The 17,402-nt window shown below is 69.0% G+C and carries 15 protein-coding genes; 7 read left to right on the top strand and 8 right to left on the bottom strand.

The window, feature by feature from the left end; translation table 11 throughout:
* Positions 1-5 precede the first annotated feature (5 nt).
* Genes E1161_RS08300 through E1161_RS08290 form a run of 3 tightly spaced genes read right to left on the bottom strand, consistent with a single transcriptional unit; the run spans position 6 to position 4,788 of the window.
* Entirely contained in the window at positions 6-1,163 is a 1,158-nt protein-coding gene (locus E1161_RS08300) for an acyl-CoA dehydrogenase family protein (protein WP_132621299.1), read from the bottom strand.
* A complete protein-coding gene (locus E1161_RS08295) occupies positions 1,156-3,165 on the bottom strand; it encodes an acetyl/propionyl/methylcrotonyl-CoA carboxylase subunit alpha (RefSeq protein ID WP_207920153.1) in 2,010 nt (669 codons plus the stop codon). The genes E1161_RS08300 and E1161_RS08295 overlap by 8 nt, the downstream gene beginning before the upstream one ends.
* A 9-nt stretch (positions 3,166-3,174) precedes the next feature.
* Entirely contained in the window at positions 3,175-4,788 is a 1,614-nt protein-coding gene (locus E1161_RS08290; protein WP_132621295.1) for a carboxyl transferase domain-containing protein, read from the bottom strand.
* 89 nt (positions 4,789-4,877) lie between these two features.
* Here E1161_RS08290 and E1161_RS08285 point away from each other — a divergent pair, with 89 nt between their 5' ends.
* From E1161_RS08285 to E1161_RS08270, 4 genes are all read left to right on the top strand, one after another.
* Positions 4,878-5,447 carry an SACE_7040 family transcriptional regulator gene (locus tag E1161_RS08285; RefSeq protein WP_132621293.1) on the top strand — a complete coding sequence of 190 codons (570 nt, stop codon included), beginning with the start codon at positions 4,878-4,880 and terminating at the stop codon, positions 5,445-5,447.
* A gap of 190 nt (positions 5,448-5,637) precedes the next feature.
* Entirely contained in the window at positions 5,638-7,350 is a 1,713-nt protein-coding gene (ctaD, locus tag E1161_RS08280) for an aa3-type cytochrome oxidase subunit I (protein ID WP_132621291.1), read from the top strand.
* A 198-nt stretch (positions 7,351-7,548) separates the two neighbouring features.
* The gene (locus E1161_RS08275; protein ID WP_132621289.1) at positions 7,549-8,757 is read left to right on the top strand and encodes an MFS transporter; all 1,209 of its coding nucleotides are present in this window, start codon (positions 7,549-7,551) and stop codon (positions 8,755-8,757) included.
* 115 nt (positions 8,758-8,872) lie between these two features.
* Complete coding sequence (locus E1161_RS08270) at positions 8,873-9,697, top strand: aldo/keto reductase (protein ID WP_132621287.1); 825 nt, start codon at positions 8,873-8,875, stop codon at positions 9,695-9,697.
* Between the two features lie 61 nt (positions 9,698-9,758).
* Here the strand turns inward: E1161_RS08270 and E1161_RS08265 are convergent, their stop codons facing one another.
* Complete coding sequence (locus E1161_RS08265) at positions 9,759-10,910, bottom strand: FAD-dependent monooxygenase (protein ID WP_235874880.1); 1,152 nt, start codon at positions 10,908-10,910, stop codon at positions 9,759-9,761.
* Between the two features lie 178 nt (positions 10,911-11,088).
* Between E1161_RS08265 and E1161_RS08260 the strand changes: the two genes are divergently transcribed.
* The gene (locus E1161_RS08260) at positions 11,089-12,210 is read left to right on the top strand and encodes a 5-methyltetrahydropteroyltriglutamate--homocysteine S-methyltransferase (protein WP_132621283.1); all 1,122 of its coding nucleotides are present in this window, start codon (positions 11,089-11,091) and stop codon (positions 12,208-12,210) included.
* Between the two features lie 516 nt (positions 12,211-12,726).
* Complete coding sequence (locus tag E1161_RS08250) at positions 12,727-13,341, top strand: YigZ family protein (RefSeq protein ID WP_132621281.1); 615 nt, start codon at positions 12,727-12,729, stop codon at positions 13,339-13,341.
* A gap of 1 nt (position 13,342) precedes the next feature.
* Here the strand turns inward: E1161_RS08250 and E1161_RS08245 are convergent, their stop codons facing one another.
* Complete coding sequence (locus tag E1161_RS08245; protein ID WP_132621279.1) at positions 13,343-13,915, bottom strand: phosphatase PAP2 family protein; 573 nt, start codon at positions 13,913-13,915, stop codon at positions 13,343-13,345.
* Positions 13,916-14,087: 172 nt separating this feature from the next.
* Between E1161_RS08245 and E1161_RS08240 the strand changes: the two genes are divergently transcribed.
* A complete protein-coding gene (locus E1161_RS08240; protein WP_132621277.1) occupies positions 14,088-14,630 on the top strand; it encodes a chorismate mutase in 543 nt (180 codons plus the stop codon).
* Between the two features lie 7 nt (positions 14,631-14,637).
* Here the strand turns inward: E1161_RS08240 and E1161_RS08235 are convergent, their stop codons facing one another.
* The 3 genes from E1161_RS08235 to E1161_RS08225 are packed head-to-tail and all read right to left on the bottom strand — an operon-like array spanning position 14,638 to position 17,313.
* Positions 14,638-15,780 carry a serine hydrolase domain-containing protein gene (locus tag E1161_RS08235; protein WP_235874879.1) on the bottom strand — a complete coding sequence of 381 codons (1,143 nt, stop codon included), beginning with the start codon at positions 15,778-15,780 and terminating at the stop codon, positions 14,638-14,640.
* 52 nt (positions 15,781-15,832) lie between these two features.
* Positions 15,833-16,090, bottom strand: coding sequence for a hypothetical protein (locus tag E1161_RS08230; protein WP_132621275.1), 258 nt, complete (start codon positions 16,088-16,090; stop codon positions 15,833-15,835).
* Between the two features lie 41 nt (positions 16,091-16,131).
* Positions 16,132-17,313: a cobalamin-independent methionine synthase II family protein gene (locus E1161_RS08225; RefSeq protein WP_132621273.1), complete on the bottom strand. Its 1,182-nt coding sequence runs from the start codon at positions 17,311-17,313 to the stop codon at positions 16,132-16,134.
* Positions 17,314-17,402 lie beyond the last annotated feature (89 nt).

Here is a 17,402-nt window from a genome sequence, read left to right as displayed (position 1 = left end):
CTTGCTCAGGCTGGTAGGCCGAGCTCCCTGGCGATGAGCATGAGCTGCACCTCGCTGGTGCCCTCACCGATCTCCAGGATCTTGGAGTCGCGGTAGAAGCGACCCACGGGCGTCTCGTTCATGAAGCCGTAGCCGCCGAAGATCTGCGTGGCGTCGCGGGCGTTGTCCATCGCCGCGTTCGACGAGGCGAGCTTGGCGATCGCGGCCTCCTTCTTGTACGGCTCGCCGCGCACCATCCGCGAAGCCGCGTCGTAGTAGGCCAGCCGGGCCGTGTGGGCCCGCAGCTCCATCTGGGCGACCTTGAACTGCATCGCCTGGTACTCGCCGATCTTGTGCCCGAACGCCTCGCGCTCTCCCAGGTAGCGTAGGCACTCGTCGACGCAGCCCTGGGCCGTGCCGACGCCGAGCGCGGCGATCGCCACCCGGCCCTCGGTGAGCGTGGCCAGGAACTGGGCGTAACCCCGACCGCGTTCGCCGACGAGGTTGGCCACCGGGACCCGGCAGTCGTCGAAGGACAGGGCGTGGGTGTCGGAGGCGTTCCAGCCGACCTTCGAGTACTTCTTGGCGACCGTGAAGCCCGGGGTGCCCGAGGGCACCAGGATCGCCGAGATCTCCTTGCGGCCGTCCGGACGCTCACCGGTGACGGCGGTGACCGTGACGAACCCGGTCATCTCGGTGCCGGAGTTGGTGATGAACGCCTTCGATCCGTTGATCACCCATTCGTCGCCGTCGAGCACCGCCGTCGTGCGGGTAGCGCCTGCGTCGGAGCCGCCGTCGGGTTCGGTGAGGCCGAACGCGCCCAACGCCTCGCCCTGAGCCAGCTTGGACAACCACGTGCGCTTCTGCTCCTCCGAGCCGAAGCGCAGGATCGGCATGATGCCCAGCGACACCCCGGCTTCGAGGGTGATGGCCACCGACTGGTCGATGCGCCCCAGCTCCTCCAACGCCAGGCACAGCGCGAAGTAGTCGCCGCCCATGCCGCCGTGCTCCTCCGGAACCGGCAGGCCGAACAGGCCCATCTCACCCATCTTGCGCACCAGCGGGTAGGCGAACTCCTCCCGCTCGTAGTAGTCGGCGATGACCGGGGCTACTTCCTTGCGCGCGAACTCCCGCACGCTTTCGCGCAGCGCTTCGTGCTCCTCGCTGAGCCGGTGGTCAACCATCGCGTCTTCCCTCCCCTTCGGCGGTGAGAACGGCCAGCGGCTGATCGAGCCCGACCGACTGCCCCTTCCTCGCGTGGACTTCGGTGACGGTTCCGTCGATCGGGGCGGTGACGGTGTGCTCCATCTTCATCGCCTCGACGACGAACAGCCGCTGGCCGCTGCTCACCTGCTGGCCCTGGGTGACGTCGGCGACCAGCACCGTTCCCGGCATCGGGGCGGTGACGACGCCGTCGGAGCGGCCGGCGGCGTCGCCGCGTTCGGCCAGCAGCCGGTGCTCGGTGAGCGCCCAGGTGTGCCCGTCCGCGGCCAGCCAAGTGGTGCCGTCGACGTGCGCGCACCGGTACCAGCGGGTCCGTCCCTGGTAGGTGACGGTGAGGACGTCGCTTCGGAGGTGGCCAGAGGCTTCCGCCGACGCCGTCGTGTCCCCGTTCTCGACCGCGACCTCCGCGCGCTCCGGGGCGCCCCGGAGGTGGACCTTGAGGTCTCCGGTGAAGCGCCAGGTGCTCCACGCCGGGCGACCGAGGCGCCAGCCGGTGAGCGCGTCCCAGGGAGTGGACCCACTGCTCGGCTGGGCGGCGATGAGCCGTCCCATCGCTGCTGCGACGTAGGCGTGCTCGGGCACCGCGCTCTCGGTCAACGACTCCAGGTCGCGTTCGACCAGGCCCGTGTCGAGGTTGCCCGCGAGGACGTCGGCGTGCTGCAGCAGGGCGCGCAGGAAGGCGATGTTGCTGTTCAGGCCGAGGATCGTGGCGTCGGCGAGGGCCTTGTCGAGACGGCGCAGGGCGTCTGCCCGGTCGGGAGCCCAGGCGATGACCTTGGCCAGCATCGGGTCGTAGTCCGAGCCGACGCTGCCGCCGGGGCGGATGCCGGAGTCGACGCGGATTCCGGGACCGGTGGGTTCGTGGACGGCGAGGAGCTCACCACCGGTGGGCAGGAAACCGCGGGCCGGGTCCTCGGCGTAGACGCGGGCCTCGACGGCGTGACCGTCGAGCGTCAGGTCCTGCTGCTCCCAGGTCAGCGGCTGGCCCGAGGCCACCCGGACCTGCTGCTCGACGAGGTCCACACCTCGCTCGCCGCGCACCGCCGTGACCAGCTCGGTCACCGGGTGCTCGACCTGCAAGCGGGTGTTCATCTCCATGAAGAAGAACTCGTCCGGCCGGTCGGCCGAGACGATGAACTCCACCGTGCCGGCGCCCGTGTAGCCGACCGCGCGCGCGGCGTCGGCCGCCGAGGCCCCGATCCGGGCGCGCGTCTGGGCATCGAGCAGCGGCGACGGCGCCTCTTCGATGATCTTCTGGTGCCGCCGCTGCAGGCTGCACTCCCGTTCGCCGAGATGCACGACGTTGCCGTGCGAGTCGGCGAGGACCTGGACCTCGATGTGCCGGGGCCGCGAGACGAACCGCTCGACGAACAGGGTGTCATCACCGAAGGACGAACCGGCCTCGCGGCGCGCCGAGGCGATCTGGTCGTCCACCTCGGCTTCGGCGTGCACCAGCCGCATCCCCTTGCCGCCACCGCCCGCCGAGGGCTTGATCAGCACGGGGAACCCGACGCCCAGCGCGGCCCGGTGCAGGTCGGCGTCGGTCATGCCGGTGTCGCTGCGGCCCGGCACCACCGGAACCCCTGCTGCCGAGACGGCCTGCTTGGCGCGGATCTTGTCGCCCATCGACTCGATCGCGCTCGCGGGCGGGCCGATGAACACCACGCCGGCCTGCTCGCAGGCGCGTGCGAAGTCGGCGTTCTCGGCCAAGAACCCGTAACCAGGATGGATCGCCTGCGCACCCGTTTCCCGAGCCGCGTCGAGGATCCGCTTGCCGTTGAGGTAGCTCTCGGTCGCCAACGCGGGTCCGATGTGGACCGACGTGTCGGCTTCGGCTACGTGGCGGGCATCGCGGTCGGCGTCGCTGAACACCGCGACCGAGCGGATGCCCATTTCACGCAAGGTGCGGACGATCCGAACCGCGATCTCCCCGCGGTTGGCGACCAGCACGGTGTCGAACATGCTCATCCCTCACATCCGGAAAACGCCGTAGGAGATCGGTTCCAACGGCGCGTTGCCCGCCGCGGAGATGGCCAGGCCCAGCACGTCCCGGGTCTGCTTCGGGTCGATCACGCCGTCGTCCCAGAGCCGGGCCGTCGCGTAGTAGGGGTGGCCCTGGTGCTCGTACTGGTCGCGGATCGGCTGCTTGAACGCTTCTTCGTCCGCGGCGGGCCACTGCTCGCCGCGTGCGTCGAGCTGGTCGCGCCGGACGGTGGCCAGCACCGACGCTGCTTGCTCACCGCCCATCACCGAGATCCGGGCGTTGGGCCACATCCACATGAACCGCGGCGAGTACGCCCGGCCGCACATCGAGTAGTTGCCCGCGCCGAACGAGCCGCCGATGACCACGGTGAACTTCGGGACCCGGGCGCAGGCGACGGCGGTGACCATCTTCGCGCCGTGCTTGGCGATGCCTCCGGCCTCGTACTCCTTGCCGACCATGAACCCGGAGATGTTCTGCAGGAACACCAACGGGGTAGAGCGCTTGTCGCACAGCTCGATGAAGTGCGCGCCCTTCTGGGCGGACTCGCTGAACAGGATTCCGTTGTTGGCGATGATGCCGACCGGCTGGCCGTGGATGCGGGCGAAACCGGTCACCAACGTCTGGCCGTAGTCGTGCTTGAACTCGGCGAAGCGGCTGCCGTCGACGATCCGCGCGATCACCTCGCGCACGTCGTAGGGGGTGCGGGAGTCGGTGGGCACCGCGCCGTAGATCTCGTCGGGATCGACCGCGGGCTCCTCGCCCGGCGCGACCTCCCACGGGCGCGGCTCGCGCGGACCGAGCGTGCTCACGATGCTGCGGACGATGCGCAGCGCGTCGGCGTCGTCCGCAGCGAGGTGGTCGGTGACCCCCGAGGTGCGCGAGTGCAGCTCGCCGCCGCCCAGCTCCTCGGCTGTCACCTCGGCCCCGGTCGCAGCCTTCACCAGCGGCGGACCACCCAGGAAGATCGTGCCCTGCTCGCGGACGATCACGGCCTCGTCGCTCATCGCCGGCACGTAGGCACCGCCGGCCGTGCAGGAGCCGAGGACGGCGGCGATCTGCGGGATGCCGCGAGCGGACATCGTGGCCTGGTTGTAGAAGATCCGGCCGAAGTGCTCGCGGTCGGGGAACACGTCGTCCTGCCTGGGCAGGAACGCGCCGCCAGAGTCGACCAGGTACAAGCAGGGCAGGTTGTTGTGCAGCGCGACTTCCTGCGCGCGCAGGTGCTTCTTGACCGTCACCGGGTAGTAGGTGCCGCCCTTGACCGTCGCGTCGTTGGCCACCACCACGCACTCACGACCGGACACCCGGCCGACTCCGGTGATGATCCCCGCCGAGGGTGCCTCGTCGTCGTAGAGCCCGTGGGCGGCCATCGGCGAGAGCTCCAGGAACGGCGAGCCGCGGTCGAGCAGCGCGTCAACCCTGTCCCGGGGCAGCAGCTTGCCGCGCTCGACGTGCCTGGCGCGCGCCTTCTCCGACCCGCCCGCACGGGCTCTGTCCAGCTGCGCGTTCAGGTCGTCGACGAGCTTGGCGTGCTGCTCGGCGTTGCGCGCGAACTCCGGCGAGTCCGGGTCCACCGACGTGCGCAGAACGGGCGCATCCATGGGGCACACCTTCCGCTTGGCTCGGTTAGTCATCGTTAACTTGACTCCATGTTAACGGCGGTTAACCGAATCGTCTAGTATCGAGCAGCATGTCGACCGATGCGGCGAAACCGACCCGGCGCGAGCAGATCCTGACCGCGGCGGCGGAGAAGTTCGCCCGCGCCGGCTTCCACGGCGTCGGCATCGACGACATCGGAGCCGCCGTGGGCATCTCCGGACCCGCGCTGTACCGGCACTTCCGCAGCAAGGACGCGATGCTGGCCGAGCTGCTGACAGGCATCAGCGACCGGCTGCTGCTCGGCGGCAAGCACCGGGTCGACGCCGCTTCCGGCTCGCAGGACGCCCTGGACCGCCTGGTGCGCTGGCACGTGGAGTTCGCGCTGCACAACCCGGCGCTGATCACGGTGCACATGCGCGACCTGGACTCCCTCTCCGACCGCGACCACCGCCGTGTCCGGGAATCCCAGCGGCTCTACGTCGAAGTGTGGGTCGCGGTGCTGCGCGACGCCCGCCCGGAGCTGGACCGGCCCCGCGCCCGCGCGGCGGCGCACGCGGTGTTCGGCCTGATCAACTCGACCCCGTTCAGCGCTCACCTGGACACCTCGGCCATGTCGCGACTCCTCCGCGACATGGCGCACGGGGCCATCGCAGCGATCTGAACCCCCGCCGGGCTCCGGATCGTGGAGACGGGGTGCCACCGGGCACGGCGCTGGCCCGAACCGCGCTTGATCAACAACCGTTCGGCTGCCCGGCGCCCTGCGCGCGGGACGAAGGTTGCGTAGGCGGATCCGCGGTTAAGGGCGGAGCATTGGTCGGTACAGGTCGCTCCCGCGAAGGCCGGAGGCTGGCATGGCAACCACCCAGATCCAACCGACGGCGGTGCCCACCAGGACCGCGGCCGGAAGACGCCCGCGCAAGGGCGCGCGGCTGGTGCCCTGGCTGCGGACCACCGACCCCAAGGACATCGGGGTCCTGTACCTGATCACCTCGTTCGCCTTCTTCATCGCAGGCGGAGCGATGGCGCTGCTGATCCGCGGCGAACTGGCCGTCCCCGGCCTGCAGTTCCTGTCCCAGGAGCAGTACAACCAGCTGTTCACCATGCACGGCACGATCATGCTGCTGCTGTTCGCCACACCGATCGTGTTCGGCTTCGCCAACGTGATCCTCCCGCTGCAGATCGGCGCGCCGGACGTGGCGTTCCCGCGGCTGAACGCCTTCTCCTACTGGCTTTTCCTGTTCGGCGGGCTGACCGTGATCAGCGGGTTGCTGATGCCCGGCGGCGCGGCCGACTTCGGCTGGACCGCGTACGCACCGCTGTCGCGCGGCGCGTACAGCGTCGGGCCCGGCGGCGACCTGTGGGCGGCCGGGCTGATCGTCAGCGGTCTGGGCACGATCCTGGGCGCGGTCAACATGATCACGACCGTGGTGTGCCTGCGCTGCCCGGGGATGACGATGTGGCGGATGCCGATCTTCACCTGGAACATCCTGGCCACCAGCATCCTGGTGCTGATGGCGTTCCCGATCCTGACCGCCGCGCTGTTCGGGCTGCTGGTCGACCGCCACCTCGGCGGGCACGTCTTCGACCCGGCCCACGGCGGAGCGATCCTCTACCAGCACCTCTTCTGGTTCTTCGGGCATCCCGAGGTCTACATCGTGGCGCTGCCGTTCTTCGGGATCGCCACCGAGATCCTGCCGGTGTTCAGCCGGAAACCGCTGTTCGGCTACGCCGGGTTGGTGCTGGCCACCATGGTCATCATGGGCCTGTCCGCGGTCGTGTGGGCGCACCACATGTTCGCCACCGGGGCTGTGCTGCTGCCGTTCTTCTCGTTCGCCACGTTCCTGATCGCGGTCCCGACGGGCATCAAGTTCTTCAACTGGATCGGGACGATGTGGCGTGGGCAGCTGACGTTCGAGTCACCGATGCTGTTCTCGATCGGGTTCTTGGTGACGTTCCTGCTCGGCGGCCTGACCGGGGTCCTGCTGGCCTCACCGCCGCTGGACTTCCACATCACCGACACCTACTTCGTCGTGGCGCACTTCCACTACGTGCTGTTCGGCACGATCGTGTTCGCGGTGTTCGCAGGGGTCTACTTCTGGTTCCCGAAGATCACCGGACGAATGCTCGACGAGCGGCTGGGCAAGCTGCACTTCTGGCTGACGTTCGTGGGGTTCCACCTGACGTTCCTGGTGCAGCACTGGCTCGGCGACGAGGGGATGCCGCGCCGCTACGCCGACTACCTGGTCACCGACGGTTTCACGGCTCTGAACACGGTCTCCACCATCGGCGCGTTCGTGCTCGGCGCTTCGATGCTGCCGTTCCTCTACAACGTCCTCACCAGCTACCGCTTCGGCACGCCGGTCGACGTGGACGACCCGTGGGGCCACGGCAACTCCCTGGAGTGGGCGACGTCGTGCCCGCCGCCGCGGCACAACTTCACCGCGTTGCCGCGCATCAGGTCCATCCGCCCGGCCTTCGAGCTGCACTACCCGCACATGGCCAAGCGCCTGGAGACCGAGGCGGACGCCCTCGTGCACCGCGCCCGTGGGCCGAACGGGCGATGACCTCCGTGGCGCGTTTCATACCTGGACGAGGAAGAGCACAGGCCTGCGTACTGTTGAACACGTGTGAAGCGCCATCGGCGCCGGGACTGAATCGTTCCCGTCGACCGCGCACCCACGAGGCGATGACCGCCTGACACGCCGTGCAGCGCAGCGCGCGCGGAACAGACCACCACCTTCTTCACCACACGGGGGACTTCCTTGCCCATTGCCCTGTTGGCTCTGGCCATCGCCGCATTCGGGATCGGAACGACCGAGTTCGTGATGATGGGGCTGCTGCCTGAAGTGGCCACCGACCTGCAGGTGTCGATCCCCGACGCCGGAGGTTACATCTCGCTGTACGCACTCGGCGTCGTCATCGGCGCGCCCGCGCTCACCATGATCGGCCTGCGCTCCCGCCGCAAGACGATGCTGCTGCACATGCTGGTGCTGTTCACGGCCGGGAACCTGTTCTCGGCGTTCGCGATGAACCACGAGACGCTGCTGGTCGCCCGGTTCATCTCCGGACTGCCGCACGGCGCGTTCTTCGGCATCGGCGCGGTCGTGGCCGCCGGACTGGTCTCCGCCGACCGGCGCGGGCAGGCGATCTCGATGATGTTCATCGGCCTCACCATCGCCAACATCGTCGGCGTGCCGATCGGCACCCAGCTCGGGCACGCCTTCGGGTGGCGCTGGGCGTTCGGCCTGGTCGCCGTGATCGGCGTGGTCGCGCTGGCCGCCGTGGCGGTGCTGGTGCCCAAGCAGCCCAAGCCCACCGAGGTCAGCCTCCGCGGTGAGCTGCGGGCGTTCCGCCGCCCGCAGGTGTGGCTCGCCTTCGCCGTCGTCGTGTTCGGCTTCGCCGCGATCTTCTCCTTCTACAGCTACATCAAGCCGGTGCTCACCGACGTGGCCGGCTTCAGCGCCACAGCGGTCACCCCGCTGCTGGCCGTGTTCGGCGTCGGCATGACCGTCGGCACCGCGGTGGGCGGCCGGCTCGCCGACCGCTCGCCGGTGAAGACGCTGTGCGTGGGCATCTCCGCGCTGGCGGTGTCGCTGGTGGTGTTCGCGCTGACCGCGCAGAACCCGATCATCGCCCCGATCATGGTCTTCCTGATCGGCGCGACCGGGTTCACCGCGATCCCGAGCATCCAGGCCCGCATCCTGGACGAGGCCAAGGAGGCCCCGGCGCTGGGTTCGGCGAGCATCCAGTCCACGTTCAACATCGCCAACTCGCTGGGCGCCTACCTGGGCGGCGTGGTGATCGCCGCCGGGTTCGGGCTGGTCTCACCGAGTTGGATCGGCGCGCTGCTGGCGCTGGTCGGACTGGGCTTCGCGGTGCTGTCGGGCCGGCTGGACAGCCGCCCGAAGCGGAGCGGCGTCGTGGCCTCGCACCAGGCATCTCCCGCGACCGAATCCGAGCTCACCGCCTGATCTGCGGTTGCTCAGCTCACACGAGTGCTCTGGAATGCAAGGGGCCCTGAATCAGTTCCAGACGACCGGGGCCCCTTGGCAAGACCAATCCCGATCGGGTGGAGGAAACACGCACATGACTCAGGTTCCGAACGTCACGCTGAACACCGGTGCTTCCATGCCTCAGCTGGGTTACGGCGTCTTCCTGGTTCCGGCCGACGAGGTCATCGCCCCGGTCCGCGCAGCGATCGACGCCGGGTACCGCAGCATCGACACCGCGAAGGTGTACGGCAACGAGGAAGGCGTGGGCAAGGCCATCGCCGACTCGGGCGTCAAGCGTGAGGACCTCTTCGTCACCACCAAGCTGTGGAACGACGACCAGGGCTACGACAGCACGCTCAAGGCGTTCGACGACAGCCTGTCCCGCTTGGCCCTCGACTACGTGGACCTCTACCTGATCCACTGGCCGGTTCCGAGCCAGGACGCCTACGTCGACACCTGGAAGGCGTTCGAGAAGATCTACAACAGCGGCCGCGCCAAGGCGATCGGCGTGTCGAACTTCCAGGTCTCGCACCTGGAGCGCCTCTTCGACGAGACCAGCATCGTGCCGGCGCTCAACCAGGTCGAGCTGCACCCGAACCTGCCGCAGGCCGAGCTGCGCGCATTCCACGCCGAGCACGGCATCGCCACCGAGGCGTGGAGCCCGCTGGGCCGCAACAACGGTCTGCTGGACAGCGCCACGGTCGCCAACCTGGCGGAGAAGTACGGCAAGACCCCGGCTCAAATCGTGCTGCGCTGGCACATCGAGCTGGGCAACGTGACCATCCCGAAGTCGGTCACGCCGTCGCGCATCAAGGAGAACATCGAGGTCTTCGACTTCGAGCTCGCCCAGGACGACATCAAGGCCATCACCGCCCTCGAGACGGGCGTCCGAGTCGGCCCCGACCCGGACGAGATGTGAGCCGACGGCTTCGCCGCTGAAAAGGGCCCTTGACCTTCGCAGGTCAAGGGCCTTCTCGCGGTCAGGCGACGCGGAGGCGCGGCTTCGGGGACAGGGAGCGCAGGACGTTGCTGCCGGAGCGCAGCGAAACGACCTGGCTGTGGGTGGCCAGCCAGCCCGGGAAGCGGGCGAGGCGCTGGATCGGGGTACGGCGCTGCGCCGAGGTCAGCGCAGCCGTGCGGGAGACCTTGAGGACCCGCGGGCGGCGTTCGAACTCGTAGGCGCGCAGTCGCTCGGCCGGGGAACCCTCGGCGTCGGCCATGTACTGGGTGAGGAGCCAGGCGTCTTCGAGCGTCTGGTTGGCCGCCTGGGCGACCGCTGGCGGCATCGCGTGCACGGCGTCGCCGAGCAGGGTGCTGCGCGGCCCGCCCCAGATGTGCGGGACCTTGTGCCGGATGTGCGGGAAGAAGCCCAGGTCGTCGTCAGTGACGGAGGCCAGCAGCGCCTCGACCGGACCCGGCCAGCCGCGGAACATCTCGCGCAGCTCGGCGACCGTGTGGACGCGGTCGCCTTCCTTCCACGGCACGTCGAACCACCAGTGCAGCAGCCCGTCGCCGGTGGGGATGAGCCCGCAGTGCGCGTTGCGCCCGGCGATGTTGAGCGTCTGCCTGCCCGTCGCGACCGGCAGGTCGCTGCGGGTCAGGCCCTGCCAGCTGGCCCACCCGGTGGGCTTCGCGGGATCACCGCCGAGGACCTGCTGGCGCACCACCGAGCGCTGCCCGTCGGCGCCGATGAGCACGTCGCCGACCGCGCTGGAACCGTCGGCGAACTCGACCCGCACGTGATCGGGGTGCTCGCTGACCGAGACGCAGCGCCGACCGAACTGGAGCGCGCCCGGAGGCAGCGCGGTGGCCATCTCCGCGATCAGCTCGCGGCGCGGGATCTGCACGGTCGGCGACCCGAGCCGCTCGGTGACCTCGTCCAGATCGGCTTCCCAGAGCAACCGGCCGGATTCGGCGAGTGACCGAAGGCTGTCGAGCTGATGCCCGCGGTCGGTGATGTCCACCCCCAGCTCGCGCAGCGCCGCCGTGCCGTTGCTCCACACCGTGATGCCCGCGCCAGACGTCCTCAAGGCGTCGTGGTGCTCGTAAACTTGCACGTCATGGCCTTTGCCGAGCAATCCGTTGGCGATTGCGAGTCCCCCGACTCCGGCTCCGATCACGAGAACTCGCATCGTCTCCATCCGTCATCCCCGACGTAGCTGCCCCGACAATTTTATCCACTCGACCGTATGTACCGAATTGTCCTTGGTCACACGCCGTGAACGACCCAGCCGCACCCGATCGGGACAGGTTTTCGAAAAATGAAAACTTGCCTAGGCACCGGGGTACCCGAGAACTATGTTGCGTGCCATGAGCCCACGTGTTGCACCACCGTTCCGGGCCGACCACGTCGGCAGCCTGCTCCGCCCCGAGCGCCTGTTGGAAGCCCGAGACTCGCACGCGGTCGGCCGAATCGACGACGCCGAGCTGCGCGGGATCGAAGACGAGGCGATCACCCAGGTCGTCAAGATGCAGGAGGACATCGGCCTGCAGAGCGCCACCGACGGCGAGTTCCGCCGCAGCTCATGGCACATGGACTTCCTGTACCAGCTGGACGGCGTCGAGCGCGTCGACGACAACAGCCTCAAGGTCCAGTTCCACAACGCCCAGGGTGACATCGAGTTCATCACCCCCGACCTGAAGGTCACCGACAAGATCAAGCTCTCGGGCACCATCTTCGCCGACGCCTTCAGGTTCCTGGCCTCGAAGACCACCAAGAACACGCCGAAGCTGACCATCCCCTCACCGGGCATGCTCACCTACCGGGGCGGTCCCGCGGCCGTCGACTCCAGCGTCTACCCGGACATGGCCGAGTTCCGCGCCGACCTGGCCGCCGCGTACCGGTCGCAGGTGCGCGCGCTGGCCGACCTGGGCTGCCACTACCTGCAGCTCGACGACACCAGCCTGGCCTACCTCAACGACCCGAAGCAGCGCGAGATGCTCAACGCCCGAGGTGAGGACGGCGAGAACGCGCACGTCAAGGACATCGAACTGATCAACGAGTCGCTGCGCGACCGCCCGGACACGCTGACGGTGACCACGCACATGTGCCGTGGCAACTTCCGGTCGTCGTGGGTCGCCGAGGGCGGCTACGACTTCGTCGCCGAGGCGCTGTTCGGCCGGCTGGAGGTCGACGGCTTCTTCATGGAGTTCGACGACGAGCGCTCGGGCACCTTCGCCCCGCTGCGGTACGTGCCCAAGGGCAAGCACGTGGTGCTGGGCCTGGTGACGACCAAGCGCGGTGAGCTGGAGTCCAAGGACGACCTCAAGCGCCGCATCGACGAGGCCGCCAAGTACGTCGACCTCGACCAGCTGTGCCTGTCGCCGCAGTGCGGATTCGCCTCGACCAAGGACGGCAACGCCCTGACCTACGAGGAAGAAGTGGCCAAGCTCCGCCTGGTCGTGGAAACGGCCCAGGAGGTCTGGGGCTGATCGTTCGCGGGCGGTTGCTCGGTGCTCGTACTGCCCCACCAGAGCAACTCGCACCGCCGCAGGTTCTGAGCGGCTTCGTGGCGAGGACGCCGTCGCGTCGTGCATCGGACGTGCACGGGCGACGGCACCCGCAGTCCATGGAGCCGCTCAGGTCCTGCTACCGGCACCGCCACGCACGGCGACCACCGTCAGATGGGTCTCAGGCCGCTTCTTCGAGGAAGCGGCCAGCCACCAGGCCCGGTTCTTCGGCGCCGTCGAACCTCACCCAGAGGACGGGACCTTCGAAAACCTGCGGGAGACCCGTGGCGGTCTCCACCACCGTGCCCTCCTGATCACGGAACCGGCCGAACGTGGCACGCACCCGCACGCCTGGTTCAAACGGGCTCGATGATTGCTCCATGAGGGTGGACGGTACGTGGCGGCACCGACAAGGCGGAAATCGCCCGTCCCTTCCATGAAAATCACCACACGCTGATCGTCGAACCACCAGGTGGGAGGATGGCCGGGGGAGGGTTGATGCGGACGATCAAGCGGTCGGGCGAGCACGAGATCGAGGTGCGCAAGTCCCGGTTCATCTGCTCGTTGGCGCGGGTGACCGAGGAGTCCGATGCGCGGGAGTTCATCCAGCTCCAGCGCAAGACGCACCACGACGCCCGGCACCACTGCTCGGCGTTCGTGCTCGGCGACTCCGGTGAGATCCAGAAGTCCAGCGATGACGGCGAACCCGCGGGCACGGCCGGAGTGCCGATGCTGGAAGTGCTGCGCCGCAACGAGATCACCAACTCCGTGGCCGTGGTGACCCGCTACTTCGGCGGGGTGCTGCTGGGCGCGGGCGGTTTGGTCCGCGCCTACGGGGGCGCGGTGTCGGCGGCGCTGGAGCACGTCGGAACCCTTCAGCGACGACCGGTGCGGGTGCTGCTAATCGAGGTCGACCACGTGCTGGCGGGCAGGCTCGACAACGATCTGCGGTCGGCCGGATACCAGGTCGCCGACACCTCCTACGACGCCGCGGTCCGCTTCCACGTCCACGTGCCGGTGGAGGACGTCGACGGGTTCCACGCCTGGCTGGCCGAGAGCACCGGCGGAGCCGCCCAGGCCGTCGAAGGCCCGCTCGTCCACGCCGAGATGTAGATCAGGACGCCGCCGACGTCGTGGCCGCAGCGGTGTCGGCGCGAGCTGCCGGGGGCTGCCTGGCACCGGGCTTGCCCGCCACCGCGGCGATCGTGCCGATGAGCACTCCGAACAGCAGACCGAGGACCACGTCGTGCGGGTAGTGCACGCCGATGTAGACCCGCAGGAACGCCTCCAGCAGCGCCACGACCGCGACCACCGCGGCGGCGCGCCGCCACAGCGCGGCCACGGTCACCGCGAACGCCGCCGCCGTGGCCGAGTGCCCGCTGGGCAGCGAGAAGATCCCGACCTCGCTGCAGTGCTCGACCGTGGGGATGGGCATCGCGAAGCACGGCCTCGGCTGTTCGATGATCTCCTTGACCAAGCCGTTGAGCACCCACGTGGAGCCACCGGAGAGCAAGATCGCCAGCATGGCTCGAATCCGCCGGTCGACCCTCCACCACACGAACACCGCGACGGGGACGAACGCGAGCAGCAGGGCATCGGTCAGCACCACCGCGACGGCCTGCACCCAGGCCGGAGAAGCCACACCCCACCCCGCGATGACACGGAACAACTCGGAGCTGAAATCCACCACACCCACCCTAACCGGATTCTCGAGCATCGCCCGGCACACCGGCCGCGGCGGCGATTTTCCGAAAGGTCCTCAACGCGATCGAATCATGGACTCAGCGGAAAGCCGTTACCGGGCACCGCGAGCCGGGTGTATGAGTGGGTGGGTACTGATCTCCTGGGAGGGGTCTGCGATGCGTTCGCTGATCGTCGGAAGTGCTGTTGTCATCGCTGTTCTGGGGCTGGGTCTTCCGGCGAGCGCGGAAGGCGCGCTGGACCCGCTGGTGGGTTCGGCCGCGCAGCGCGTGGCGCTGGCCGATCAGGTCGCGGCGGCCAAGTGGGGAACGGAGTCGCCGATCGAAGACCCCGAGCGCGAGCAGCAGGTGCTCGACGGTGTCGCGGAGGAGGCGGCCGAGCTGGGGCTCGACCCCGAGGAGGCCAAGCGGATCTTCCGCGACCAGATCGAGGCCAGCAAGCTCGTGCAGCGGGGGCTGCACGAGCACTGGCGCGCCAATCCAGACGAGCAACCCACCGAGCGGCCCGATCTAGGCGAAATCCGCCCCGAGCTGGACCGCCTGGGGGAGGCGATCCTGCTGCAGCTCCGCGACACCGACGAGCTGCGCGACGGCCCGTCCTGCGACGGCCAGCTGCTCAGCGCCTACGTCCGCGCCGCTCACGACCTCACCGTCCTGCACCACGCGGGGCTGGGCCGGGCGATCCCCTCGTTGTGCTCCTGACCTCCGCTCAGGCGAGGGCCTGGTAGGTGGTCGTCTCGAAGTCCTGGAAGTGCGGTGCGCCGCCGGTCAGCGCGCGCTGCGTGAGCAAGATTGCGATCAACCCCTCGGCCGGTTCGGCGAAAGCGGTGGTGCCGAAGCCGCCGCTCCAGCCGAACTGGCCGACGCCTGCCAGGCCGACCCGCCGGGTCACCACGCTCTGCCCGAACGCCCAGCCGACGTTTTCGGGCAGAGTGGCTGCGGGATCGGGTTTCTGCGACTCGACGAGACGATCCGTGGTGAGCAGCTCGACCGACGCGCGGGACAGCACGCGGGTTCTCCCGTGCTTCCCGCCGTTGCGCAGCATCCGGTAGAACGCGAGTAGATCGTCCGCCGTGGACAGCAGTCCTCCGGCTCCCGAACCGAAAGCGGGCTCCTCGGAAGCGGACGCGGGGAACGGGACGAGCACGCCGTCGTCGGGCATGTAGACGGTGGGAACGCGGGATTCGGCGGAGGTGTGGAAGCCGGTGTCGCGCATCCCGAGCGGTTCGAAGATCCGTTCGCGCAGCAGGTCCGCGAGCTTCCGCCCGGTCGCGCGGGCGATCAGCACGCCGAGCACGTCCGATCCGGTGTGGTAGAGCCACTGGTCACCGGGCTGGTACGCCAGCGGGAGTTCGCCGAGCCGCCGCATCCACTCGTCGGGAGCGACGCCCGGGTCGACCGGGGACGGTGACAGACCCGCTTCGTGCATCGCCTTCGCGATCGGCACGTCACCGGGCACGGCGCCGAGCCCGAAGGTGAAGGTCAACAGGTCTCGCGCGTTGATCGGCCGAGCCGCGGGGACCGTGTCCGACAGCGGCGCGTCCGGGCTGGTCAGCACACGTCGGTCGGCGAGTTCGGGCAGCAACTCCTCGACCGGGTCGTCGAGCCGCAGCACGCACTCCTCCACCAGGCTCATCACGGCCGCGGCGGTGACGGGCTTGGTCATCGAGGCGATGCGGAAGATCGTGTCGCGCCCCACGGGCTCGCCGTCGATCGACAGCCTCCCGTACGACGCGATGTGCGTTTCTCCGCCGCGGCTGACCGCGGTCACCGCGCCGGGGAGCGTGCCGTCGGCGACGTAGCCGTCCATGACGCCGCGCATCCGCGCCAGCCTGGCTCGATCGAATCCCACCGTCGTCCTCCTTCGACATCGTTCGAGTGTCGACTCGACGCAACCCCCGAACTCATCGGCGCTGGAAGAGGCCGACCTGGAGGAAGTCCACGCCGAAGACCGGCGACTCCGGCGGCTGGGCTCGCATCGGCCGGACCTCCACGGGGGTCAGATCGGCGAAGACGTCCCGCAGCTCGTCGGCGGTGTCGTCCGGCTGGGCGGCGAAGAACGGGACACCCCGGTCGCGGCTGGGAGCGGTGATCTGGCGCCAGGATGATCTCGTCGAGCACCTGCAGCAGACCGTCATCGTCGCGCACCGAACGAGCAACACCTCCCATCCATCCTGCCGGAACACCAAGCGGCCCAGGAGGACTAACGACTCCAGAGGTGCTGCGACGCCAGTTGCGCGCCTTCCGCCAGGGCCGAGAGCTTCGCCCACTGGATCTCCTCGTGGACCCTCTTCACGAAGGCGCCCTGCGCGAAACCGCAGTCGGTTCCGGCGAGCACGTTGTCCCGCCCGACGACACCCGCCAGCCGAACGAGCCGCTGCGCCACCAACTCCGGGTGCTCGACGACGTTGGTGTGGTGCGTGACCACGCCTGGGATGAGCTTCTTGCCGTCCGGCAGCTTCACGTCCTCCCACACCCGCCACTCGTGCTCGTGACGCGGATTGGCCTGCTCCATCGCGTAAGCGCCCGCGTTGACCTGCAGGATCAGGTCGATGACGTCGCGCAGGGGGAGGTCGAACGCGTGCGGACCGTGCCAGCTGCCGAAGCAGACGTGGTACCGGACGCGGTCCTCCGGCAATCCCTCCAGCGCGTGGTTGAGGGCCCGCACGCGCAGCTCCGCCCAGCGGCGGTAGTCGTCGTAGGAACCTCCCCCGGACAGGATCGTGTCGCACTCGTGCATCAGCACCGCGTCGTCGACCTGCAGCAGCAGGCCGCTGTCGACGATCGCCCGGTACTCCTGCTTGAGCACGTCGGCCAGCGCGAAGACGAACTCCTCCTCGGAGTCGTAGTGCTCGTTGGTCAGCCAGTAGGCGCTCGCCGGCGCGACCACCGGCAGGAACCCCTCGATCCCTTCGTGCTGCGCCACAGCGGCTTTCACGTTCGCGATGTCGCGGTCGATCGCGGTCCGGTCATAGCGCAGCGGGCCGGTGCAGTACCAGGCCGACGGCGTCTGCTCCTGCGTGCTGCTCTTGCGGACGGCCGCCTCGTCCAGCGCGTCGAGTTCTGCGTAGGCGCGGGGGAAGGCCTGCCGGTCGCGACTGGGCGGGAGCATGCTCGGGCCTTCGAGTTCGATCGGACGCGACTCCAGACCGCTGACCCGCTCGTAGAGGTAGGTGATCCAGCTGGCCTTTCCCATCTCGCCGTCGTCGACGACGTCGACACCCGCCTCCACCTGCTTGCGGACGACGTCGTCGACGGACTGGGACAGGCGGAGCTGGTAGGCGTCCTCGTCCACGACCGCACCTCTGGCCTTCGCGGACAGCAATGACAGGAGTTCGGTCGGACGGATCAGACTTCCGGTTTGCGCCGCAAGGATCCTGCTCACGGCTCTCCTCCTGCCGACGGACCTGACGAACACGGCCCCCAAGACCGCACTCCGAACCCTTCTCCACCCCCAGCCCCCGGTCAACACCC

This window comes from Saccharopolyspora aridisoli, from assembly GCF_004348445.1.
Taxonomy (GTDB): domain Bacteria; phylum Actinomycetota; class Actinomycetes; order Mycobacteriales; family Pseudonocardiaceae; genus Saccharopolyspora; species Saccharopolyspora aridisoli.
Note: the sequence above shows the minus strand (reverse complement) of the source record. Positions and strands in the feature narration are given on the sequence as shown.